Source organism: Pseudomonas cavernae (assembly GCF_003595175.1).
Classification (GTDB): Bacteria; Pseudomonadota; Gammaproteobacteria; order Pseudomonadales; family Pseudomonadaceae; genus Aquipseudomonas; species Aquipseudomonas cavernae.
The window spans coordinates 3,284,160-3,306,252 of the sequence record NZ_CP032419.1; the positions used below are offsets into that span (position 1 = coordinate 3,284,160).

The 22,093-nt window shown below is 65.4% G+C and carries 24 protein-coding genes; 15 read left to right on the plus strand and 9 right to left on the minus strand.

Translation table 11 applies throughout. From position 1 onward, the window contains the following. The first annotated feature begins 55 nt into the window (after window positions 1-55). The gene (locus D3880_RS14925) at window positions 56-415 is read left to right on the plus strand and encodes a PA2779 family protein (RefSeq protein ID WP_177412176.1); all 360 of its coding nucleotides are present in this window, start codon (window positions 56-58) and stop codon (window positions 413-415) included. A gap of 63 nt (window positions 416-478) precedes the next feature. On the opposite strand, the gene D3880_RS14930 is transcribed toward D3880_RS14925, so the two are convergent. After that, window positions 479-1,108, minus strand: a complete 630-nt coding sequence (locus tag D3880_RS14930; protein ID WP_119894225.1) for an L-threonylcarbamoyladenylate synthase — start codon at window positions 1,106-1,108, stop codon at window positions 479-481. A 13-nt stretch (window positions 1,109-1,121) separates the two neighbouring features. After that, window positions 1,122-1,988: a PHP domain-containing protein gene (locus tag D3880_RS14935; RefSeq protein ID WP_119894226.1), complete on the minus strand. Its 867-nt coding sequence runs from the start codon at window positions 1,986-1,988 to the stop codon at window positions 1,122-1,124. 87 nt (window positions 1,989-2,075) lie between these two features. Between D3880_RS14935 and D3880_RS14940 the strand changes: the two genes are divergently transcribed. From D3880_RS14940 to D3880_RS14965, 6 genes are all read left to right on the plus strand, one after another. Continuing rightward, complete coding sequence (locus D3880_RS14940) at window positions 2,076-2,684, plus strand: septation protein A (protein WP_218567577.1); 609 nt, start codon at window positions 2,076-2,078, stop codon at window positions 2,682-2,684. A 1-nt stretch (window position 2,685) separates the two neighbouring features. Next, window positions 2,686-2,985: a YciI family protein gene (locus D3880_RS14945; protein WP_119894228.1), complete on the plus strand. Its 300-nt coding sequence runs from the start codon at window positions 2,686-2,688 to the stop codon at window positions 2,983-2,985. 56 nt (window positions 2,986-3,041) lie between these two features. After that, window positions 3,042-3,461, plus strand: coding sequence for a hypothetical protein (locus D3880_RS14950; RefSeq protein ID WP_119894229.1), 420 nt, complete (start codon window positions 3,042-3,044; stop codon window positions 3,459-3,461). Between the two features lie 7 nt (window positions 3,462-3,468). Next, window positions 3,469-4,146, plus strand: a complete 678-nt coding sequence (locus D3880_RS14955; protein ID WP_119894230.1) for a response regulator transcription factor — start codon at window positions 3,469-3,471, stop codon at window positions 4,144-4,146. Between the two features lie 328 nt (window positions 4,147-4,474). Next, window positions 4,475-4,885 (plus strand): Spy/CpxP family protein refolding chaperone, encoded by a 411-nt coding sequence (locus D3880_RS14960; protein ID WP_119894231.1) that lies wholly within the window; start codon window positions 4,475-4,477, stop codon window positions 4,883-4,885. 66 nt (window positions 4,886-4,951) lie between these two features. Continuing rightward, entirely contained in the window at window positions 4,952-6,289 is a 1,338-nt protein-coding gene (locus D3880_RS14965) for a sensor histidine kinase (protein ID WP_119894232.1), read from the plus strand. Between the two features lie 136 nt (window positions 6,290-6,425). Here the strand turns inward: D3880_RS14965 and D3880_RS14970 are convergent, their stop codons facing one another. Next, the gene (locus D3880_RS14970; protein ID WP_119894233.1) at window positions 6,426-6,983 is read right to left on the minus strand and encodes a nitroreductase family protein; all 558 of its coding nucleotides are present in this window, start codon (window positions 6,981-6,983) and stop codon (window positions 6,426-6,428) included. 252 nt (window positions 6,984-7,235) lie between these two features. Here D3880_RS14970 and D3880_RS14975 point away from each other — a divergent pair, with 252 nt between their 5' ends. Then, window positions 7,236-8,690 (plus strand): TrkH family potassium uptake protein, encoded by a 1,455-nt coding sequence (locus tag D3880_RS14975; protein WP_119894234.1) that lies wholly within the window; start codon window positions 7,236-7,238, stop codon window positions 8,688-8,690. A 70-nt stretch (window positions 8,691-8,760) separates the two neighbouring features. Then, window positions 8,761-10,218 carry a TrkH family potassium uptake protein gene (locus D3880_RS14980; RefSeq protein WP_119894235.1) on the plus strand — a complete coding sequence of 486 codons (1,458 nt, stop codon included), beginning with the start codon at window positions 8,761-8,763 and terminating at the stop codon, window positions 10,216-10,218. Between the two features lie 265 nt (window positions 10,219-10,483). Here D3880_RS14980 and D3880_RS14985 read toward each other — a convergent pair whose 3' ends face one another. Further along, window positions 10,484-11,485: an AraC family transcriptional regulator gene (locus D3880_RS14985; RefSeq protein ID WP_119894236.1), complete on the minus strand. Its 1,002-nt coding sequence runs from the start codon at window positions 11,483-11,485 to the stop codon at window positions 10,484-10,486. 142 nt (window positions 11,486-11,627) lie between these two features. Between D3880_RS14985 and D3880_RS14990 the strand changes: the two genes are divergently transcribed. The 3 genes from D3880_RS14990 to D3880_RS15000 all read left to right on the plus strand — a co-directional run bounded on the left by D3880_RS14990 (window position 11,628) and on the right by D3880_RS15000 (window position 14,226). Then, entirely contained in the window at window positions 11,628-11,945 is a 318-nt protein-coding gene (locus D3880_RS14990) for an Mpo1-like protein (RefSeq protein ID WP_119894237.1), read from the plus strand. A 153-nt stretch (window positions 11,946-12,098) separates the two neighbouring features. Continuing rightward, window positions 12,099-12,686 (plus strand): HD domain-containing protein, encoded by a 588-nt coding sequence (locus D3880_RS14995; protein ID WP_119894238.1) that lies wholly within the window; start codon window positions 12,099-12,101, stop codon window positions 12,684-12,686. A 151-nt stretch (window positions 12,687-12,837) separates the two neighbouring features. Beyond that, window positions 12,838-14,226, plus strand: a complete 1,389-nt coding sequence (locus tag D3880_RS15000; RefSeq protein ID WP_119894239.1) for an adenylate/guanylate cyclase domain-containing protein — start codon at window positions 12,838-12,840, stop codon at window positions 14,224-14,226. A gap of 144 nt (window positions 14,227-14,370) precedes the next feature. Here D3880_RS15000 and D3880_RS15005 read toward each other — a convergent pair whose 3' ends face one another. The 5 genes from D3880_RS15005 to D3880_RS15025 all read right to left on the minus strand — a co-directional run bounded on the left by D3880_RS15005 (window position 14,371) and on the right by D3880_RS15025 (window position 18,699). Beyond that, window positions 14,371-16,149: an ABC transporter ATP-binding protein gene (locus D3880_RS15005; RefSeq protein ID WP_119894240.1), complete on the minus strand. Its 1,779-nt coding sequence runs from the start codon at window positions 16,147-16,149 to the stop codon at window positions 14,371-14,373. Beyond that, entirely contained in the window at window positions 16,142-16,744 is a 603-nt protein-coding gene (locus tag D3880_RS15010) for a DsbA family protein (RefSeq protein ID WP_162935054.1), read from the minus strand. The genes D3880_RS15005 and D3880_RS15010 overlap by 8 nt, the downstream gene beginning before the upstream one ends. A 37-nt stretch (window positions 16,745-16,781) precedes the next feature. Further along, window positions 16,782-17,720 carry an oxygen-dependent tRNA uridine(34) hydroxylase TrhO gene (trhO, locus tag D3880_RS15015; protein ID WP_119894242.1) on the minus strand — a complete coding sequence of 313 codons (939 nt, stop codon included), beginning with the start codon at window positions 17,718-17,720 and terminating at the stop codon, window positions 16,782-16,784. 142 nt (window positions 17,721-17,862) lie between these two features. Next, entirely contained in the window at window positions 17,863-18,168 is a 306-nt protein-coding gene (locus D3880_RS15020) for a BolA family protein (protein WP_119894243.1), read from the minus strand. A 12-nt stretch (window positions 18,169-18,180) separates the two neighbouring features. Further along, window positions 18,181-18,699: a DUF2059 domain-containing protein gene (locus D3880_RS15025; protein ID WP_119894244.1), complete on the minus strand. Its 519-nt coding sequence runs from the start codon at window positions 18,697-18,699 to the stop codon at window positions 18,181-18,183. Between the two features lie 295 nt (window positions 18,700-18,994). Here D3880_RS15025 and D3880_RS15030 point away from each other — a divergent pair, with 295 nt between their 5' ends. The 3 genes from D3880_RS15030 (at window position 18,995) to D3880_RS15040 (ending at window position 22,087) form a co-directional block, all read left to right on the plus strand. Beyond that, window positions 18,995-19,996: a DUF2804 domain-containing protein gene (locus D3880_RS15030; protein ID WP_119894245.1), complete on the plus strand. Its 1,002-nt coding sequence runs from the start codon at window positions 18,995-18,997 to the stop codon at window positions 19,994-19,996. 83 nt (window positions 19,997-20,079) lie between these two features. Continuing rightward, window positions 20,080-21,474: a class II fumarate hydratase gene (locus D3880_RS15035; protein ID WP_119894246.1), complete on the plus strand. Its 1,395-nt coding sequence runs from the start codon at window positions 20,080-20,082 to the stop codon at window positions 21,472-21,474. After that, on the plus strand, window positions 21,467-22,087 hold the full coding sequence (locus D3880_RS15040) for an NAD(P)H-dependent oxidoreductase (RefSeq protein ID WP_119894247.1): 621 nt from the start codon (window positions 21,467-21,469) through the stop codon (window positions 22,085-22,087). The genes D3880_RS15035 and D3880_RS15040 overlap by 8 nt, the downstream gene beginning before the upstream one ends. The last annotated feature ends 6 nt before the right edge of the window (window positions 22,088-22,093 follow it).

Below are 22,093 nucleotides of genomic sequence, written 5' to 3' on the forward strand. Positions count from 1 at the left end.
AAACTACATATGTCGTAATAAGTCGTAAGAGTCCTGATCGCAACTGAGGGTGATCATGATGAAAACCTTAGCTATGACGTTCGTCGCTTTACTGCTGTTGACTTGTTTGACCGCCTCCCTGCCGCTGCCGGCAGAGGCGGCGATGGTTTCCACGCAGGAGGCCGTGGCCGCCCAGATGCTGCAGGAAGACCGCGATAAAGTCCGTGACTTCCTCGACCGGGCGACCGTGCAGGAAAAAATGAAAGTCATGGGTATCGATGCGACCCTGGCCAAGAGTCGGGTCGACGCTTTAACGGCACAGGAACTGGCGAGCCTGGCGCAGCGCATCGATACGCTGCCGGCAGGCGGCGCGCTCAGCACGATGGATATCGTCATCATCCTGCTGATCGCCATCCTGATTGCGATAGCGGTCTAGCCCGGCCTTATCAGTCAGGCGACTCCAGGCGCGGTGTTGCTGCGCCTGGAGCCTGATCGTGCTCTACACCAGCTCGGCGAAGGGCGCCGGATCACCGCAGCCGACGCGGATCACCTCTACCTCGTCATTCACCAGACCGATCACGGTGGAGGCTTCCAGACCGCCGAAACCGCCATCGATGATGAGATCGACGTGGTGTTCCAGCACCTGGCGCATGTGGTGGGGGGCACTCATCGGCAGGCTTTCGCCGGGGAGAATCAGGCTGCTGCTGATCAGCGGTTCGCCGAGTTCGGTCAACAAAGCCTGGGCGATCGGGTGGGCCGGCACGCGCAGGCCGATGGTGCGGCGCTTGGGATGCAGGAGCATGCGCGGCACTTCGCGGGTGGCATTGAGAATGAAGGTGTAGGGCCCCGGGGTATAGGTCTTGAGCAGGCGGAAAGCCACGGTATCCACCTTGGCGAACAAGCCCAGCTGCGACAGATCACTGCAGACCAGAGTGAAATTGTGCTTGTCGTCCAAGCGGCGCAGGCGGCGAATGCGCTCTACCGCGGTCTTCTCGCCGATCCGGCAACCCACCGCGTAGGACGAGTCGGTCGGATAAACGATCACCCCACCGGACTTGATGATGTCCACGGCCTGTTTGATCAGGCGCGCCTGGGGATTTTCCGGATGAACCTGGAAGAATTGACTCACGGTGACTCCCTGTTCAGCAGGCAGCAAGGCGGCTGTGGCCATGATCAAAACGCGTCCAGAGCGGCAGCAGATCATCTGGCAAGGGCCGATACATGCCCAACTCAGACCAGTCTCCCGGCGCATGAAAGTCACTGCCGGCAGTCACCAGCAGGCCGAACTCCCGCGCCAGGATGGCCAGGCTGCCGACCTGCTCGGCCGGCTGCATGCCATTGACCACTTCCAGCGCCTGACCGCCCGCCGCGACGAAGTCCGCAATCAGCTTGCGTCTCTTGCTGCGGGTGAAGTCGTAGTGCCAAGCGTGCGCCAGGCTGATCCAGGCGCCCGCCTCTCTCAGCGTAGCAACCGCCTCGGCCAATGTCGGCCAATGTTGTTTGACGTCGCCGAGCTTGCCGGCGCCCAGCCACTTGCGAAAGGCCTCGGCGCGGTCGCGCACATGCCCGGCGCGCACCAGGAATTCGGCGAAATGTGGCCGCGCCGGCGCATTGCCGCTGTCACCCAACTCCTGCTGCACCGCCCGCGCACCGTCGAAAGCCCCGGGCATGCCTTTGGCCGCCAGGCGCGCGCCGATTTCCTCGGCCCGTAGCCAGCGGCTGTCGTGCAACTCGGCGGTGGCCTTGAGCAAGGCCGGGGCATCGGCGGCGAAGGCGTAGCCGAGCACATGGATGGTCGCCCCGCCCCAGGTACAGGACAGCTCGATACCGTTGATCAGGCGCATATCCAGTGCTTGCGCCGCGGCCTGGGCCTCATCCAGACCTTCGAGGGTGTCGTGATCGGTCAGTGCCAGCACACGTACACCGCGGGCATGCGCACGCGCCACCACCTCGGCAGGGGCCAGGGCGCCATCCGAAGCAGTGCTGTGGCAGTGCAGATCGACATCCATGGGGGGCCGCCTTCGCTTCTGGTTTACGGCTTTCGCCGTCGGGGTTGTTTGTTATTATGCCGGCACATCCCGCTCCTGGCTGCCACTGTGAAACAATTCATCGACTTCATCCCGCTCATCCTGTTCTTCATCGTTTTCAAGCTCGATCCCCGCACCGTCGAACTGGCTGGCCACAGCTACATGCTCGGCGGCATTTTCAGCGCCACTGCGATGCTGATCGCCAGTTCGGTGGTGGTCTACGGCACCCTCTTCCTGTTGCAGCGCAAGCTGGAGAAGGGCCAGTGGCTGACCCTGGTCGCCTGCCTGGCATTCGGCACCCTGACCCTGGTGTTTCACAACGAAACTTTCCTCAAGTGGAAGGCCCCGGTGGTCAGCTGGCTGTTCGCCATCGGCTTCGCCGCCAGCCATTTCATCGGCGAACAGCCGCTGATCCAGCGCCTCATGGGCCATGCGATCCAGCTGCCGCAGGCAATCTGGACGCGCCTGAACATCGCCTGGATCCTGTTCTTCCTTATCAGCGGCGCCGCCAACCTGTTCGTCGCCTTCACCTTCCAGAGCATCTGGGTCGACTTCAAGGTGTTCGGCAGCCTGGGCATGACCCTGCTGTTCCTGCTTGGCCAGGGCATCTTCCTCGCCCGCCACATGCACGATGGCGACGGCCAAACCACTCCCTCCGTGACCAGACCCAAGGACTGACATGCTCTACGCGATCATTGCCACCGATGTAGCCAATTCCCTGGAAAACCGCCTGGCCGCCCGCCCCGCGCACCTGGCCCGGCTGGAACAGTTGAAAACCGAAGGCCGTCTGGTGCTGGCCGGCCCGCATCCGGCAATAGACAGCAACGACCCGGGCGCCGCCGGCTTCACCGGCAGCCTGGTGGTAGCCGAGTTCGACTCGCTGGCCGCCGCCCAGAGCTGGGCCGAGGCCGACCCTTATCGCGCCGCTGGCGTGTATGGCGCGGTGGTGGTCAAGCCGTTCAAGCTGGTGCTTCCGTAACAGCCAACTGCAGTGCGCAACACGCCGATGACAACCTGCTGGAAATAGGAGTTCCGATGCGTCAAGGTCCGCTGTCCCTGTTGTTCGCTGCTCTGCTGCTGAGCCAGCCGCTGCAAGCCGAAGAGGCCGCACCGATCAGCCCTGAAAATACCGTGCCTGCCATTGCCTCTCCCGATGCCACTGCGCTTGCCGCGCTGGAGCAGCGTTTGGCGGAAAGCGAGCAGCAGCGCGCCGAGCTGGCCAGCCAGCTGCAAAACAATGCCGGCGAACGCGAAAGCGCCCAACTGAGCCGCCTGCGCCAGGAAAACCAGCGTCTCAAGCTGCAGCTCAACCAGGCCCTGGCCGAACAACCGCCGCAGCTGCTCGGTGAACAGCAACAATGGTTTGCCGCCGGCGGCGGCGTCGGTCTGCTCGGTGTGCTGCTCGGCGTTCTGCTGCGCGGCCGGCGCAAAGCCCGCCGCGAATGGCTGAACTGAAGCGCGCATGAGCGATTTACTGCTGATCGACGACGACCGCGAGCTGTGCGAACTGCTGGTCAGTTGGCTGACCCAGGAAGGCTTCCGGGTCAGCGCCTGCCATGATGGCGGCAGCGCCCGAGCCGCCCTCGCCGCCCAGTCCCCGGATGCCGTGGTGCTGGACGTCATGCTGCCCGACGGCAGCGGCCTGGAACTGCTCAAGCAGCTGCGCAGCGATCACCCGGAACTGCCGGTGCTGATGTTGTCGGCCCGCGGCGAACCGCTGGATCGCATCATCGGCCTGGAGCTGGGCGCCGACGACTACTTGGCCAAGCCCTGCGATCCCCGCGAGCTGACCGCCCGCCTGCGCGCCGTGCTGCGCCGCAGTCAACCGCCGGCGAGCTCCGGCCAGCTGGAGCTGGGCGACCTGTGCTTCAGCCCGGCCCGCGGCGTGGCGACTATCGGCGAGCATGAGGTGCTGCTGACCGTCTCCGAGGGGCGTCTGCTGGAAACCCTGCTGCGCCAGCCCGGCGAGCCGCTGGACAAACAGGAACTGGCGCAACTGGCGCTGGGCCGCAAGCTGACCCTCTACGACCGCAGCCTGGACATGCACGTCAGCAATCTGCGCAAGAAGATCGGCCCGCACCCCGATGGCCGTCCGCGCATCCTGGCGCTGCGCAGCCGCGGCTACTACTACAACCCCTAGGGCCTGTATGAAAAGTCAGCCGAGCGAAGGTCAGGCAAGGCGCAATGCAGCGAAGCGGAATAACAGCCGAAGGCTGGCCCGCAGGGCGAGCGCAGCGAGTCAAATGGTGAGGAAGCGGAGTTTACGAGCTGTAAATGAGCATTCCGAACCACTTTTTAACGCAGCATCACTGAGCGCAGGCACTTTTCGTACAGAGCCTAAAGCGCGGCTGACACCGGCCCAACAGCCCTTTACCCAAGCTTTACCCTGGCCTGACTGCCCTTGACCTTGGCATCCCTACACTGGGCTCATCCGGCGCCTGGCCGGAATCGAGACAAGGAGATAGACCATGCGCAAGACCCTGATCGCCGCACTGTTCGCGGCCGCCCTGCCGACCATTGCCCTGGCCATGCCCGACGCCGGCCCGCACCACGGTGGCCAGCACGGCCCGCGATTCTTCAAAGAGCTGAACCTGAACCAGGAGCAGCGCCAGCAGATTGGCCAACTGATGCGCGAGCAGATGAAAGGCCGCCACGCCATCACCGAGCGCTACCTGGAAAAACTGCCGGCCGCCGAGCAAAAGGCCATGCAGGACGAGCTCAAGGCCCAGCAGGACAAGACCCAGAGCGCCATCCGCGCCAAGCTGACCCCGGAGCAGCAGAAGCAATTCGACGAATTGCAGAAGAAAATGGCCGAACGCCGCGCCGAACGCGCCGAGTTCGAAGCCTGGAAAGCCGAGAAGGCGCAGAAAGCCCAGTAAGCGCCGCGCCAACCACCCGCCCATCGGTCCCCGGACCGATGGGCTTTTTGCCGTTAAGGAGAGCTTGTGCGTTCACTGTTCTGGCGCATCTTCGCCAGCTTCTGGCTGGCCATCGCCCTGGTCGCCGGGCTGTCGCTGCTGTTCGGCCGCGCGGTCAATCAAGACGCCTGGATCGTCGCCCGCCACCCCGCGCTCAAGGACCTGGCCAGCGACTGGGCCGCCGTCTACGAACAACGCGGCGCAGCGCAGGCGCAACGACTGCTGGAGCAGCGCAAGCACCACTTTCGCATCAATATCCAGGTGCTCGACGACAACGGCGAGGCGCTGGTGCAGGGCACTTTCCCCCCACGCGCGGCGGCCTACGAGGCGCGCCATGGTGAGCGGCGCCTGCCGTGGCGGCGGCTGACCGAGGAATACCAGAGCCCGAGCGGCGAGTCCTACCTGTTCATCTACCGCATTCCCTACCCGGAGCTGGACGCCTGGCACCGCAGCAGCCTGCTCTGGCCGCTCAGCGCCTTGGCCATCGCCCTGGTGGTGCTGACTGCCTTCAGCCTGTTGCTGACCCTCTCCATCACCCGCCCGCTGGATCGCCTGCGCCGCGCCGTGCATGCGCTCGGGCGCACCGCCTATCAACAGAACAGCCTGGAGCGCCTGGCCAAGCGCCGCGACGAGCTGGGCGTGCTGGCCGGCGACTTCAACCGCATGGGTCAGCGCCTGCAAGGCCTAATCGGCAGCCAGCGCCAGCTGCTGCGCGATGTCTCCCACGAGCTGCGCTCGCCCTTGGCGCGCCTGCGCATCGCCCTGGCCCTGGCCGAGCGCGCCGACCCCGAGCAACGCGAGGCGCTGTGGCCGCGCCTGAGCCAGGAGTGCGACCGGCTGGAGGCGCTGATCGCCGAAATTCTCGCCCTCGCCCGCCTCGACGCCGAGCCCGGCGCCGCGCAGCCGATCGACCTGCAGGAGCTGCTGCGAGACCTGCGCGAGGATGCGCTGCTGATCGCCCCGCAACAGGAGATTCGCATCGACTGCCCCGCCGACCTGCAGCTGCAGGGCTGGCCGGACATGCTGGGCCGGGCGCTGGACAATCTGCTGCGCAATGCCCTGCGCTTCAATCCGCCGGGCCAGGCCGTGGACGTCAGCGCCCAGGCCGACAACGGGCGGATCTGCATCCAGGTCCGCGACCACGGCCCGGGGGTGGCACCGGAGCATCTGCCGCAGCTTGGCGAACCGTTCTTCCGCGCCCCGCAGCAGGCGGCGCCCGGACATGGCCTCGGCCTGGCCATCACCCGCCGCGCCATCGAACGGCACGGCGGGCGGTTGGAGCTGGCCAATCACCCGAACGGCGGCTTTATCGCCCGCCTGGAATTGCCGCGGCTCCCCGCCGGCTATGCCAGCGCACCGGCTTAGAACCTGTTCGCACGCTCGGTAACTCACCTCTCCCTCTCCCCAGCCCTCTCCCGTAAACGGGAGAGGGGGCAAAAGCGGCTTCTACGCGCCCTATAACTCCACTCTGGATATGGCTCAAAAGCTCGTGAACAGGCTCTTAGCTCCAGACCTGGACAAAATCCGCCGGCTCCAGCGCCGGCGGGCTGCGCCGTTCACCCTCCACATTGCCGAGGTAGATGAAGCCCACCACCTGCTCGTGCGCGTCCAGCCCCAGGCCCGCGGCGACATGGCGGTCATAGGCCATCTCGCCGGTGCGCCACATCGCCCCTAATCCCTGGGCATGGGCGGCCAGCAGGATGCCATGGGCGGAGCAACCGGCGGAGAGCAGCTGCTCGCCTTCCGGCACCTTGGGATGGGCCTGCAGGGTGGCGACCACCACCACCATCAGCGGCGCCCGCAGCGGCATGGCGCGGGCCTTGGCCAGAGCCTCCGGAGTGGCCGCCGGATTCTTCTGCAGCAGCGCCGAGGCGAACAGCTCGCCGAGCTTGTCCCGCGCCGCGCCCTCGATGCTGAGAAAGCGCCACGGCCGCAGATAGCCGTGATCCGGCGCGCGCAAGGCGGCACGGAACAACAGCTCACGCTGCGCGGCAGTGGGCGCCGGCTCCCGCAATCGGGCCAGAGATACACGGTTGAGCAGAGCGTCGAGAGCCTCCATCGGCCACCTCCTGAAACTGACGAGGCGGCCATGATAGCCGATCAGGCCAGTCGATCCGGGCGCAAATGCGCTTGTTACGGCGGGCTGCGCTGGAGCTGAGCGAACGCGGCCTGAAGTAACGCCGAGATGAACACTTCAGGCGACTATTCTATTTAGCGCGACCCACCCGTTAAGCCCCACTCACTGTGATTTACAGGCGAACTGCCACGAGTAGAATGGCACCCTTTTCGCCCGCACGATCGAGCCCCGTCCATGCCTCTGGCAACCCTACGCATCATCGGCTTCATCCTCGGGATCTTTCTCATCACCCTGGCCGTCAGCATGGTCGTGCCGATGCTGACCCTGCTGGTGTTCGAGCGCACCGATGACCTCAATGCGTTCCTTTGGTCGAGCCTGATCACCTGCATCGCCGGCCTCGCCCTGCTGCTTCCCGGCCGCCCGCAACACCTGCACTTGCGTCCACGCGACATGTACCTGCTGACCACCGCCAGCTGGGTCGTGGTGTGCTGCTTCGCCGCCCTGCCGATGGTGATCATCCAGCGCATCAGCTACACCGACGCCTTCTTCGAGACCATGTCGGGTATTACCACCACCGGTTCCACCGTGCTTACCGGTCTGGATAGCGCCTCACCGGGCCTGCTGATCTGGCGCTCGATGCTGCACTGGCTGGGCGGCATCGGCTTCATCGGCATGGCGGTGGCGATCCTGCCGCTGCTGCGGGTCGGTGGCATGCGCCTGTTCCAAACCGAGTCCTCGGACTGGGGCGAGAAGGTCATGCCGCGCTCGCACATGGTCGCCAAGTACATCCTGTGGACTTACCTCGGCCTGACCCTGTTCGGCTGCCTGGCCTTCTGGCTGGCCGGCATGACCCCGTTCGAGGCGTTCAACCATTCGATGTCGCTGATTTCCACCGGTGGCTTCTCCACCTCAGACGCCTCCCTGGCGCACTGGCCGCAGCCGGCGGTGCACTGGGTCGCGGTGGTGATCATGATGCTCGGTAGCCTGCCCTTCACCCTGTTCGTCGCCACCGTGCGCGGCAACCGCCAGGCGTTGCTCAGGGATCACCAAGTCCGCGGTTTCGTCGGCTTCCTGCTGCTGACCTGGCTGCTGTTCGGCACCTGGTTGTGGCAAAACTCCGAGCACGCCTGGCTGGACGCGGTGCGCATCGTGGCGGTCAACGTCACGTCGGTGGTCACCACCACCGGTCTGGCCCTGGGCGATTACACCCTGTGGGGCAGCTTTTCCATGCTGCTGTTCTTCTACCTGACCTTCGTCGGCGGCTGTTCGGGCTCCACCGCTGGCGGCCTGAAGATCTTCCGCTTCCAGGTCGCCTTCATCCTGCTCAAGGCCAGCCTGCAGCAGCTGATCCACCCGCGCGCGGTGCTCAAACAGCAGTACAACGGCCACACCCTCGACGACGAGATCGTCCGCTCGCTGATCACCTTCACCTTCTTCTTCACCATCACCATCGGCGTGATCGCCCTCGGCCTGGCCCTGCTCGGCCTGGACTGGACCACCGCGCTGACCGGCGCGGCCACCGCGGTGTGCAACGTCGGCCCCGGCCTCGGCCCGATCATCGGCCCGGTCGGCAACTTCGCCAGCCTGCCGGATGCGGCCAAGTGGCTGCTGACCATCGGCATGCTGCTCGGCCGCCTGGAGATCCTCACCGTGCTGGTGCTGTTCACCCGTCCGTTCTGGCGGCATTGAGGCGGCGCCTTTGGTGACCGCCAGCCGCCTCCACTAGAATGCCGTCCATCGCCCCTTAGAGCCCGACTTCATGGCCCTGCCGACCCTGCGCACCATCGGCTTCATCATCGGTATCTTCCTGATCACCCTGGCCATCAGCATGGTCGTGCCGATGCTCACCCTGCTGATCTACGAGCGCACCGGCGACCTCAACGCCTTCCTCTGGTCGAGCCTGATCACCTTCGTCGCCGGCCTTGCCCTGGTAATCTCCGGCCGCCCGGAGAAGATTCACCTGCGCCCGCGCGACATGTACATGCTGACGGTCAGCAGTTGGGTGACGGTGGGCCTCTTCGCCGCCCTGCCGTTCCTGTTCGCCCATCGCCTCAGCTACACCGACGCCTACTTCGAGAGCATGTCCGGCATCACCGCCACCGGCGCCACCGTGCTGTCGGGGCTGGACAACATGTCGCCGGGCATCCTCATCTGGCGCTCGCTGCTGCACTGGCTCGGCGGCATCGGCTTCATCGGCATGGCGGTGGCGATCCTGCCGATGTTGCGCATCGGCGGCATGCGCCTGTTCCAGACCGAGTCATCGGATCGCACCGGTGACAAGGTCATGCCACGCTCGCACATGGTCGCCAAGTACATAGTGCTCAGCTACGTCGGCATCTCGCTATTCGGCACCTGGGCGTTCTGGGCCGCCGGCATGAACCTGTTCGACGCCATCAATCACGCCATGTCGGCGATCTCCACCGGCGGCTTCTCCACCTCCGACCAGTCCCTGGCCAAATGGCAGCAGCCGGCCGTGCACTGGGTGGCGATCCTGCTGATGATCCTCGGCAGCCTACCGTTCGCCCTCTACGTCGCGACCCTGCGCGGCAATCGCTGGGCGCTGCTCAGGGACCAGCAGGTCCGCGGCCTGCTCGGTCTGCTGTTGTTCACCTGGCTGGTGATGGGCACCTGGTACTGGCTGACGACTCAGCTGCACTGGCTGGAGGCCGTACGCCACGTGGCGTTCAACGTCACCTCGGTGGTCACCACCACCGGCTTCGCGCTCGGTGACTACAGCCTGTGGGGCAATTTCTCGCTGATGATCTTCTTCTACCTGGGCTTCATCGGCGGCTGCTCCGGCTCCACCGCCGGCGGCATCAAGATCTTCCGCTTCCAGGTCGCCTACATCCTGCTCAAGGCCAACCTGTACCAGTTGATCCACCCGCGCGCGGTGATCAAGCAGCAGTACAACGGCCATCGCCTGGACGAGGATATCGTCCGTTCGATCCTGGCCTTCTCGTTCTTCTTCACCATCACCATCGCCGCCATCGCCCTCGGCCTGGCCCTGCTCGGCCTCGACTGGATGACCGCGCTGACCGGTGCGGCCAGCTCGGTCTGCGGGGTCGGCCCCGGCCTCGGCGAGATCATCGGTCCGGCCGGCAACTTCGCCACCCTGCCGGACGGCGCCAAGTGGCTGTTGACCCTGGGCATGCTGCTCGGCCGGCTGGAGATCGTCACCGTGCTGGTGCTGTTTATGCCGACGTTCTGGCGGCACTGACCAGGCCGCTGAAAAACTACTGCACTCGGCTATGCAGCGTTGCAACGCAGCGAAGCGGAGTAACAGCCGAAGGCTGGCCCACAGGGCGAGCGAAGCGAGTCAATCAGCCTCAGAAAGCGGCTTGCCGCTAACGCGCTTTAGCGCGACCCGAAGGGCGAGTGCAACGAGTCATGCTCATTTACAATTCGTAAACTGCGCTTCTTCGGCTGATTTCGTCTTGCCTAGCCTTCGCTCGCTACGTTTTTCAGCGGCCTGTCATATGCAGTCACAGGCGCGCGCGGTACTCGCCCGGGGTCTCGTCGAACCAGCGGCGGAAGGCACGGAAGAAGTTGCTCGGGTCGGCGAAGCCGAGCAGGTAGGAGATTTCCAGCAGCGTCAGGTTCGCCTGCGCCAGGTACTGCACAGCCAGTTCGCGGCGGGTGTCGTCGAGCAGCTGCTGGAAGCTGGTGCCCTCCTCCTGCAGGCGTCGCTGCAAGGTGCGCTGCGACAGGTGCAGGGCCATGGCGACCGCATCACGCTTGGGTTCGCCCTGCGGCAGCAGGCGGCACAGCACCTGCCGGGCCTGATGGGTGACCCGACTGCCGGAGAAGCGCGCCAAGTAGTCGCCGGCGAAGCGGTCGTGCAGTTGCGCCAGCGCTTCGTTGGCACTGGGTAGCGGCGTCTCCAGGTCGGCGCGCTCGAAAATCAGCGCGTAATGCTCGGCGTTGAACTTCAGCGGCGCCTGGAACACTTGCTGATAGGGCGCCAGATCGGCGGGCGGATCGCCCTGGAAGAGCACCTGGCGCGGCCGCAGCGGCGTGCTGGTCATCCAGCGGCAGAAGGCCAGGGTGTAGGCCAGCGAGGCCTCGGCACTCTGTCTGGCTGGCGCCAGACGATCGCCGTGGATCGCCAGGATCAGCGCATAGCTGTCCCCCAGCGGCCGAAAGCTCAGGTCGGCGCCTTCGGCGATGATCCGCTGGTAGCGCACCAGACGGGCGAAAGCCTCCTTCAGGTTGCGGCTGGACATCGCCGCATACCCCACCACATGGAAGGACGCCGGACGTACCACGCTCGCCATGTTCAGGCCGATCGCCGGATTACCGGACAGCTGTACGGCGCGCTCCCACAGGCGGGTCATGCCATCCTGGGGGAAGCGCGCATCCGGGTCACTCAGCGCGGCGTAATCCAGGCCCAGTTCGGTGAACAGCAGCCGGCAGTCCACGCCGCCCATTTCCAGGGCCTGCACTATGCCCAAGGCCCAACTAGAGGAGGTGGTACGTTCGCTCATGGCGTCTTCTTATGTTCGGCGGATCAACGGCCCCAGCGGCGCCAACCTGGCGGCGCAAGGATACTAAACTGGCACTTAATGTCACTGGCTGGGCGGGACACTCGCCCTAGACTGCCAGAACCATAACGACAAGAGGTGTGTGATGAGCACGCAAGCCGCCGAGCGTTTCCACAGCTTCGCCGAGTTCTACCCCTACTACCTGCAGGAGCACAGCAACGACGTGTGCCGCCGCCTGCACTACGTCGGCAGCCTGTTGGTCCTGAGCATCCTCGCCTACGCCCTGTTCACCCAGCAATGGTTGTGGCTGCTGGCCGTGCCGTTCGCCGGCTACGGCTTCGCCTGGGTCGGCCACTTCTTCTTCGAGAAGAACCGCCCGGCCACCTTCAAATACCCGCTGTACTCCTTCCTCGGCGACTGGGTGATGCTCAAGGATGCCTTTACCGGGCGCATCAGGTTCTAGGCTGCGCCAGCGCGATGACTCGGGCCGGCATTGCCGGCCTTTTTGTTCCGGCGCGGCACCCAAGGCCAGAAGGCTGTCCCGTTCGGTCACTGACGGAAGTCGGCCAGGGCCTAGACTGGAGAGGTCCCACAACCCTCACAAAAGGACGCCCTGATGAACGCCCACGCCCAATTCACCCATATGGAAGACGGCACGGCCGAAGACTGGCGCATCATTGCCCAGGACTTCAGCCAGTACGCCGCGCAATTGCCCGACCGCATCCTCACCCACCTCAAGCTGTTGGACGGTGACTTCGGTGGCTTCCCGGTGGACCGCCTGACCCACTCGCTGCAGACCGCCACCCGCGCCTACCGCGACGGCAAGGACGAGGAATATGTGGTCTGCGCCCTGCTTCACGACATCGGCGACACCCTCGGCTCGTACAACCACCCGGACATCGCTGCGGCCATGCTCAAGCCCTTCGTCAGCGCGGAGAACCACTGGATGGTGGAGAAGCACGGCATTTTCCAGGGCTACTACTTCTTCCACCATCTGGGCATGGACCGACACCTGCGCGAGCAATTCAAGGACCACCCGCAGTACCAGGCGACCATCGAGTTCTGCGCCCGCTACGACGCCGCCGCCTTCGACCCGCAAGCCGAGACCCTGCCGCTGGAGTTCTTCGAACCGATGCTGCGCCGGGTATTCGCCCAGCCCAAGCAATCGATTTACAAGGCGGCCATGGAGCAGAACCACAGCTGACGCAGGCGCTGCACTCCCTCCGTGCGGCAGCCTACTTGGCTGCCACACGGATGCTGGTTATGATCCCCAGACAGTCAAAATATTGTCCCTTTCGGGGCAGCCAGGCGCTCGGCAGAAGCGTCAGAAAATCAGCAGGGATCGTCTCAGCCCCATGAAGTCAGCCAGCGCCATCGCCTCCAGCGGCCTTCCCACCCCGTCGCTGCGCGAGTACTACTCGCGCGTGCTGGCCTACATCAGCACCGCGGCGACCGTCGCAGCCGGCACCTATGCCCAGTACTTCGGCTACGAGATCCTCTGGCTGGTGCCTTACACCCTGCTCTACCCGCATCTGGCGCACCAGCTGAGCCTACGTTTCAGGCGGGACTATCCGCAGCAGACCACCCTCGGCCTGCTGTCCGTCGATGCCCTGCATGCCGGGGTCGGTGCCGCACTGCTGGGCTTCTCGGTGGTGCCCTGTCTGATGAGCCTGCTGATCCTCAGTTTCAGCTCGCTGTTGATCGGCGGCCTGCGCTACTTCGGGCTGTCGTTGCTGCTCGCCCTCAGCGGCACGCTGCTCGTCGGCGTCACCCTGCAACCGGAGCTGAAGAACGGCACGCCGGCGCTGGTAGCGCTGGTGAGCATCCTGTTCAGCACCCTGTTCATCGCCATCACCGCCTATTTCATGCACCAGCAGGGCCTGCGTCTGGCCCAAGCGCGCAGCGAGATCAAGCGCGAGCAGGAAAAGGCCGCGCGCCTGGCGCGCAACCTGGCCAAATACCTGTCGCCGCAGGTCTGGGAATCGATCTTCAGCGGCAAGAAGAGCGTGCGCCTGGAAACCCAGCGCAAGAAGCTCACGGTGTTCTTCTCCGACATCAAGGGCTTCACCGAGCTGTCCGAGGAGCTGGAAGCCGAGGCGCTGACCGACCTACTCAACAACTACCTCAACGAGATGTCGAAGATCGCCCTCAAGCATGGCGGCACCATCGACAAGTTCGTCGGCGACAGCGTCATGGTGTTCTTCGGCGACCCCAGCAGCCAGGGCGCTAAGAAGGACGCGGTAAACGCGGTGTCGATGGCCATCGTCATGCGCAAGCACATGAAGGTGCTGCGCCAGCAATGGCGCGCCCAGGGCATCACCAAGCCGCTGGAGATCCGCATGGGCCTCAACACCGGCTACTGCACGGTGGGCAACTTCGGCGCCGATACGCGCATGGACTACACCATCATCGGCCGCGAGGTGAACCTCGCCAGCCGCCTGGAAAGCGCGGCGGAAGCCGGCGAGATCCTGATCTCCCACGAGGCCTACTCGCTGGTCAAGGACGTGATCATGTGCCGCGACAAGGGCCAGATCACGGTCAAGGGCTTCACCCGTCCGGTGCAGATCTACCAGGTGGTCGACTTCCGCCGCGACCTCGGCGCCACCTCCAGCTACCTCGAGCACGAACTGCCGGGCTTCTCCATGTACCTGGACACCAACGGCATCCAGAACTACGACAAGGAGAAGGTGATCCAGGCGCTCAACCAGGCCGCCGACAAGCTGCGCGACAAGATCATTCTCTGAACAGGCCCCACGGATTGCCGGCTAAGCCAGCGAACGGCCAGGCGAAATTGAACTTTCCATTCGCCCAGCAAGCGACCAACAGCGCTATGGCCCCCAACCCAATCTTGTCTATCCGTCTGTAGCCGGCCCGGAAACCCCAGCGGCTCAGTGCTGCAGATGGCCGTACAGTCTGGCATAGAGCCCGCCTTCGGCGATCAGCTGCTGGTGATCGCCATCCTCGGCGATATGCCCGCCATCGAACACCAGCACCCGATCCGCCTGTTTCACCGCCGACAGGCGGTGGGCGATGATCAGCGTGGTGCGGCCGTTGAGGAAGCGGCCGAGGGCCTGGTGCAACGCGTATTCGGTGGCGGCATCGAGGGCCGAGGTGGCCTCGTCGAGGATCACCACCTTGGGTTCGGCCAGCACCATGCGGGCAATCGCCAGGCGCTGGCGCTGGCCGCCGGAGAGGCGCACGCCGGAACGCCCGACCACGCTGTCCAGGCCCTGCGGCAAGGCATGGATGGTGTCCGCCAGCTGGGCGATTTCCAGCGCGCGCCAGCAGGCCTCGTCACTGCGTGAGCGGCCCAGGGTCAGGTTGGCGCGCACGCTGTCGTTGAACAGGGCCGGATGTTGCAGCACCACCGCGACGTTGTCGCGCACCCGCTCCAGGCCGATCTCCTCGAGGCTGCTGCCGCCGAAACGGATGGTGCCGACCTGCGCGCTGTAGAGCCCCAGCAGCAGTTGCACCAGGGTGCTCTTGCCGCCGCCGCTGGCGCCGACTATGGCGACCTTCTCGCCCGGCGCGATGGCCAGACCGAGGTCCTCCAGCACCGGCTCGTCGCGATAGGCGAACGTCAGCCCACGCACCTCGATACCCACGGTTTCGCGGCCCTTGAACGGGTCGACTGTGCCGGCATGCTGCGGCTCGTCGGCACGCGCCAGCAGCTCGTTGATGCGCGCGAGCGCACCACCGGCGGCGTAGAAGGCGTATTGCAGGCTGAGCAGCTGCTCGACCGGGCCGATCATGAACCACAGGTAGCTGAACACCGCGAGCATCTGGCCGATGGACAGGTCGGAGAACAACACGGTGAGCATCGCCGCGGCGCGAAACACGTCGATGCCGAACTGGAACAGCAGGCCACTGGCGCGCGCCGCCGCATCGCTTTTCCACATCGAAGCCACGGCATAGTCGCGCACTTCCTGGGCGCGCAGACCGAGGCGGCCGAGGAAGAAACCCTGGCGGTTGCCGGCACGCACTTCCTGGATGGCCTCGAGGGTTTCCGTCAGTGCCTGGGTGAAGCGCGCGGTGCTGTCGTTCTCCAGCTTCTTCAGGTGTTTGACCCGCTTGCCCAGTTGCACCGTGGCGTAGATCACCAGCGGATTGAACAGCAGGATCAGCAGCGCCAGTTGCCAGTGCATCCACAGCAGGATGGCGGCGGTGCCGGTCAGAGTCAGCACGGCGACGAGGAAGCGGCTGAGGGTTTCGCCGACGAACTTGTCGAGGGTGTCGAGATCGGTGACCAGGTGGGTGGTCACGGTGCCGCTGCCGAGGCTCTCGTACTCGCCGAGGGAGATGCGCTTGAGGCGCTCGATCAGGCGGATGCGGATGCGGTAGACGATGTCCTTCGACAAGCGCGCGAACAGGCGCGCCTGCAGCACGTTGAAGACCAGGGCGCTGCCGCGCAGCAATAGGGTCAGCGCCACCATCAGGCCGATATAGCCGACTGCGCTCTGCCAGCTGGCGGGGAGGAAATGGTCCATGACCTTGAGCGCCGCATCGCCCTGCTTGAGCAGCACTTCGTCGACCAGCAGCGGCAGCAGCAGGGGAATCGGCACGCTGCACAGGGTCGCCAGAACGGCAACGGCGTTGGCCAGCAGCAGGGCTTTCTTGTGGCGCAGGGCCAGGCGACGGATTTCCGCCCAGCTCAGGCGATCACGCATGGGCGCCGCGCTCCAGCCAGCGCGCCAACAGCGGTGCCAGTTCGTCGAGCGGCTGGTAGCCGTTGGTCAGCAGGGCCAGCTGGCCGTTGCGCTCGGCCAGCAGGGTGGGAAAACCGGCGATGCCGAGATCCTGCGCCCAGGAGAAATCGGCGGCGGTGGCCGCCCGTTGCTCGGAGCGTTCGAAGGCATCGACGAACACGATCCGCGGCAAGCCGACCGCCTCGGCCAACTCGACCAGCACCGCGGTCTGGGTGACATCGCGCCCCTCGACGTAGAACGCCCGCTGGATGCGCTTGACCAGCGGCCAGGCACTGGCCGGATCGAGGCTGCGGGCGGTAACCAGGGCACGACAGGCCGGCTCGGTGTCGTAGACGAAACCCTCGGGCAAGGCGCCGTCGAAACGGAACGGCTGGCCGCTGGTGCGCAGCACCTCATGCCAGTGCTCGAGGATGTAGTTGCGGGTGGTCGGGTCGAGCGCCGCTCCGCCGCCGGTGCGCAGCCCTCCGGCCACCAGATGCAGCGGCACGCCGGCCGTCTGCGCCTGCTCGGCGAGGGCTTCGACCACCGGGGCGAAACCCCAGCACCAGGAACACATCGGGTCCATCACATAGAGCAGGCGGGCGTGCATCGGTTCAGGACTCGGCTTTCAGTCGCGGGTTATAGCCCAAAGGATGGGGCTGATTGCGCGCTTTGGCCAATTCGATCTGCTTCTGCCGCTCGCGGGCGCCGGCACGGGTCTTCTCGCTCAGCGAATCCCAGCAATGCGGGCAGCTGATGCCGGCGACGTAGTGCAGCGACTGGCGATCCTCCAGCGAAATCGGCATGCGGCAGGCGTGGCACTGGTCGAACTCGCCCTCGCTGAGGTCGTGGCGCACGGTCACCCGGTTGTCGAACACGAAACAGTCGCCACGCCAACGGGTCTGCGCCTCGGGCACTTCTTCCAGATATTTGAGGATGCCGCCCTTGAGGTGGTAGACCTCCTCGAAGCCCGCACCGAGCATGTAGCTGGAGGCCTTCTCGCAGCGGATGCCGCCGGTGCAGAACATCGCCACCTTCTTGTGCTTGGCCGGATCGAAGTTGGCCTTGATGTACTCGGGGAACTCACGGAACGACTTGGTTTGCGGGTCGATCGCGCCTTTGAAGGTGCCGATTGCCACTTCATAGTCGTTGCGGGTGTCGATCAGCAACACCTCGGGGTCGCTGATCAGCGCGTTCCAGTCCTGCGGCTCGACATAGGTGCCGACCTGACTGTTGGGGTCGACCCCCTCCACACCGAGGGTGACGATTTCCTTCTTCAGCTTGACCTTGGTGCGGTAGAACGGCTGCTCGTCGCAGTACGACTCCTTGTGGTCGATATCGGCGAAGCGCGGATCGCGTTTGAACCAGGCAAGCAAGCCGTCGATGCCCGCGCGGCTGCCGGAGACTGTGCCGTTGATGCCCTCTTCGGCGAGCAGCAGGGTGCCCTTGATGCCGTTGTCGAGCAGGGTTTGCAGCAGGGGTTCGCGCAGCGCGATGTAGTCCGTCAGGGTGACGAACTTGTACAGCGCCGCCACGACAATGTTCTGAGTCATGCGGGGTACTTCCTTCCAGTGGTCGCCCGCGTAAAGGGCGGACCGGGTGATAAACAGCAGCGCCGGCTATTGGGCCGGCGCTGTCGGGAAGTTTACCAGAAAGAAGGCGCCGTCGACCTGCGGCCAAGCGGCGCAGAGCGGCTCAGGACTCGAGCTTGCTGCCGCCCCGGCAAGTCGGCGAGTCCGGCGCGCCACCTTGCACGGCCCACTCCTCGGGAGTGTAGGTATGCAAGGCCAGGGCATGGAACTGGCCCATCAGTTCGCCGAGGCTGGCATAGACCTTCTGGTGGCGCTTGACCGCATTCAGGCCGGCGAACACCGGGCTGACCACCACCGCCTTGAAGTGCGTTTCCAGGCCACGGCTGTGCATGTGGCTTTCGTCCAGCACCTCGAGATGCTGGGGTTCCAGCGCGGCCAGCGCCGCAAGGATGCGTTCACGCATGGACATGCAAGGCTCCACTTACGGCTTCTTGGCCGGCGCCGCCGCTTTCGGCTCCAGCTCGCTGGTCATGTCCTCCAGCAGCTTGTTCACTTGTGGAACCGCCGACTCCAGCTTGGCCTGGGTCAGTTGCGCGGACTGCGCAGTCAGTTCCGGCATCTTCTGCAGCATCTTCTTGCCCAGCGGCGATTCGTAGAAGGCCAGCAGATCCTTCAGCTCCTGTTCGGTAAAGTTACTGGTGTACAGCTTGACCATGTCCGGCTTGATCTTGTCCCAACCGACCGCCTTGTCCAGCGCGGTGTTGGCCTTGGCCTGGTAGCTCTCCAGCACAGCCTTCTTGGCCTCCGGCGCCTTGGTCTGGGCGAAGCGCTGGGCGAACATCCGTTGCACCTGGGAGTACACCGGCACCGTCAGTTTGTCGGCATGCGCCAGTTTGAGAAAGCGTTCGGCATTGGCGGCATGACTGGCCGCATCAGCGAACACCTGGCCGCTGACAGCAACGAGGAGAACGGCAGTGCAGAGCGCGCGAATCGGAGTCATCAGGGTTCCTTATCTTCTCAGGAGAGGCCATTCGCCAGGGCGAGCCTCGGGGAGGCCATTCTGCGCCCAGGCCGCGCGGCGCTCAAGCGGGCGAAGACGGGGCTGGCGCGGCAGCAGCGACGAGGCATTCAGCACGGAATGTAACATTGCCAAAGTGCCAGTACTTGCCCATCCTTTAGGGGGATAGGCATGCTCTACGCCCTTCGCCAGGCCGACCTGCCGTTGCGACAGTGGATGCGTCACCTGATTGCGCCAGTGCCTGGCCCGTCTTGAACCGCACACATGGACGTGCACGATGAACAGCCTCAGCTCCATGCCCCTGCAGCCGCTGTGCGATGCCCGCGGCCACTTGCTGCCTGCCGCCATCGGCTGGTCGCCGCGCCCGCAGGTGCATTGCGCCCTGCCCCGCAACCTGTTCCGACGCAAGCGCTGGAATCACTGGTGCATCACCACGCCGCGGTGGATGCTGTCGCTGACCCTCGCCGACCTCGACTACCTGAGCTACGGCGGCGCCTACTTTCTCGATCTCGACAGCGGCCACGCCGTCGCCCACCGTCAGCTGCGCGCCTTCGGCCGTGGCTGTGAGCTGCCGGATACCGTGCTGGAAAGCCACGAGTTCCACCACCCGCACCTGCATCTGAAGGCCGATGCCCAGCCCGGACGGCTGCGACTAACCGTGGCCGCGCCGGATATCGGTGGCCAGCCGCTGCATGTCGCCCTCGACATCCAGCGCCCGGCGCACCTGGACTCGGTCAACCTGGTGGTGCCCTTCGCCGGCAACGGCTTCCATGCCACCTCCCGCCACCTCGGCCTGCCCGCCAGCGGCAGCGTGCAACTGGGGCAGCGGCAGTACAGCTGTGAGCTTGGGCAGAGTTTCGCCTCGCTGGATTTCGGCCGCGGCGTCTGGCCCTTCCATACCCGCTGGAAACGCGCCGCCTTTGCCGCACCCGGCGGCATCGCCGGCAACTTCGGCTCGGGCTGGGCCGATGCCAGCGGCCTGTCGGAAAACGCCCTGTGGTTCGGTGGTGAGCTGATGCACCTGGATTGCCCGGTGAGCATCGAACAGGCGCCGCATAGCCCGCTGGCCCCCTGGCAGCTGTCAACCGCGGACGAGCGCGTCGCCCTGACCTTCACCCCCCGCCAGCTGCATCAGGCGCGCCCGCAGCTTGGCCCCTTCTACGCCGGCACCAGCCAATGGTTCGGCCACTTCGACGGCATACTGCGCGGCCCAGATGGCGAGCGCGTACCGGTGCGCAAAGCCCTCGGCTGGCTCGGCAGCACCAACGCGCGCTGGTAGCCCGGTTTTTTTAAACCGACGGGCGAGGAACCCCGGGGCAACGAAGCGGCCTAAACTGCCGGAAGAGCCTCCGGAGAACCATCATGAGCCGCACCGAAACCGACAGCCTCGGCCCCATCGAGGTCGCCGCAGACGCCTACTGGGGCGCCCAGACCCAACGTTCGCTTATCAATTTCGCCATCGGCCGGGAGCGCATGCCGCTGGCCGTACTGCATGCCCTGACGCTGATCAAGAAGGCCGCGGCGCGGGTCAACAGCCGCAATGGCGACCTGCCGCCGGATATCGCCCGCCTGATCGAGCAGGCCGCCGACGAAGTGCTCAGCGGCGAACATGACGCGCAATTCCCCCTGGTGGTGTGGCAGACCGGCAGCGGCACGCAAAGCAACATGAACGTCAACGAAGTGATCGCCGGCCGCGCCAACGAACTGGCCGGCAAGGGCCGCGGCGGCAAGAGCCCGGTTCACCCGAACGATCACGTCAATCGCGGACAAAGCTCCAACGACTGCTTCCCCACCGCCATGCATATCGCCGCCGTGCAGGCGGTGCAGCATGACCTGCTGCCGGCAATCGCCGAGCTCTCCGGCGGCCTGGCCGAACAGGCGGCGCGCCACATCCGCCTGGTGAAAACCGGCCGCACCCACATGATGGACGCCACCCCAGTGACCTTCGGCCAGGAATTGTCGGCCTTCGTCGCCCAGCTCAACTACGCCGAACGCGCCATCCGTGCCGCCCTGCCGGCCGTCTGCGAGCTGGCCCAGGGCGGCACGGCGGTGGGCACCGGACTGAATGCCCCGCACGGCTTCGCCGAAGCCATGGCCGCCGAGCTGGCGGCGCAGTCCGGCCTGCCGCTGGTCAGCGCACCGAACAAGTTCGCCGCCCTCGCCGGCCACGAACCGTTGGTGACTCTGGCCGGCGCACTGAAGACCCTCGCCGTGGCGCTGATGAAGATCGCCAACGACCTGCGCCTGCTCGGCTCCGGCCCGCGTGCCGGCTTCGCCGAGGTCAAACTGCCGGCCAACGAGCCCGGCAGCTCTATCATGCCCGGCAAGGTCAACCCGACCCAGTGTGAGGCACTGTCGATGATCGCCTGCCAGGTGCTTGGCAATGACGTCTGCATCAGCTTCGCCGCCAGCCAGGGTCATCTGCAGCTGAATGTGTTCAAGCCGGTGATCATCCACAACCTGCTGCAGTCGATCCAACTGCTCGCCGATGGCTGCCGCAACTTCCAACAGCACTGCATCGCCGGGCTGGAGCCGGATGCCGGGCAAATGGCCGCGCATCTGGAGCGCGGGCTGATGCTGGTCACCGCGCTGAACCCGCATATCGGCTACGACAAGGCCGCGGAGATCGCCAAGAAGGCCTACAGCGAAGGCACCACCCTGCGCCAGGCCGCTCTGGACCTCGGCTACCTGAGCGAGGAACAGTTCGACGCCTGGGTGCGGCCGGAAAACATGCTGGAGAGTGGTAACCATGGCTGAGGCAATGAAAAGCGGCGCCACTCCGCTGGAAGGTGACGGCAAACGCATCCTGATGATCTTCGGCACGCCCAAGGCCGGCAGCCTGTGCCATGCCCTCGGCGAGGCCTATGCCCAGGGCGCACGGAGCGAGGGGCATGTGGTGCGCCAGCTGCGGCTCGGCGAGATGGCCTTCGACCCGGTGCTGCGCGGCGGCTACGACCACAACCAGAACCTCGAACCCGACCTGCTGGAGGCGCAGCGGCAGATTCACTGGGCCGAGCATCTGGTGTTCGTCTATCCGGTCTGGTGGGGCGGCCTGCCGGCGCTGCTCAAGGGCTTCTTCGACCGCGTATTCCTGCCCGGTTTCGCCTTCAAGTACCATGGCCGCTCGCAGCTGTGGGACAAACTCCTGAGCGGGCGCACGGCCGATCTGCTGGTCACTCTGGACACCCCGCGCTGGTATTTCCGCTGGATCTACGGCGCCCCGGCGCATCGGCAAATGGTCCGCACCATCCTCGGCTTCTGCGGCATCAAGACCCGTCGCTTGGCCGAGTTCTCGCCGGTACGGCCCTCCTCCGAAGCCCAACGGCAGGACTGGCTACGCCGCGCGGAACAGCTCGGCGGGCGTGTTTGAGCCGGG